The 768-nt window shown below is 36.1% G+C and carries 1 protein-coding gene; it reads left to right on the forward strand.

Features of this window, described 5'->3' with window-relative positions:
- The first annotated feature begins 361 nt into the window (after positions 1-361).
- Positions 362-727 (forward strand): hypothetical protein, encoded by a 366-nt coding sequence (locus Q0791_RS24930; RefSeq protein ID WP_299011957.1) that lies wholly within the window; start codon positions 362-364, stop codon positions 725-727.
- Positions 728-768: the final 41 nt, after the last annotated feature.

Genomic DNA, 768 nt, shown 5'->3' on the forward strand with positions numbered 1-768 from the left:
TACTCCTTCGAGGGAAGGGAGTCCATACATCTCGTTCGAAGCGTTTTACAAAGTAAAACCTCACCCTGCCGCAGGCTTTTGTGCGAATACAAAAATGACACACTGCGAGTATCCGATCTTCATGGATAGCAGGGAATGCCATAAAATGTCGGGAACATTTTTGGTCGTGTAAGTTCAAACGAAAACATCCTTGTTTTCGACGGTCATTTTTGCATTCACACTGATTTTAATACTCAAGAGCAAAAGCAGGATTTTTCTTCGAGTTGGGAGCTTTAGTAACGATATCTCTATCTCAAGACCAGTTCGACGTTAATGTCTCTTGCTCATAGTGATTAGTAACAGATAAATATAAGGAAATAGTATGAGCCGTTGGATTGAAACATTTGAAAATCATCCTTTTCAGTCAAATTGGGAAAGAATATTGAGAGTAATTGGAGAAGTTATTGTCGATGATGAAACTATAGTTACAAGTGTTGAAGAAATTGCAAGGCTAAATAAAGTAGTCGAGTTTTTGAATAACTTATTAAAGTCATGTGATCCTGAATTAATTCCTGAATCCACTTGGAATAACTTTAGCACTCAATCGAATGGGTGCTTAAAGCAAATTAACAGTTATCAAAGTAATAGAAATATTATTCATATTACTAATGCAAATAATCATTTGGATAACTTATTAACATATATCAGGCCGGTGACCTGGTCAACTGAATTCGGTCACCCTAGTTAAGTTCGTTAAGCAACTTCTTTTAACAGCTTATCCATACGTTC

Source organism: uncultured Shewanella sp. (genome assembly GCF_947495455.1).
Lineage (GTDB): Bacteria > Pseudomonadota > Gammaproteobacteria > Enterobacterales > Shewanellaceae > Shewanella.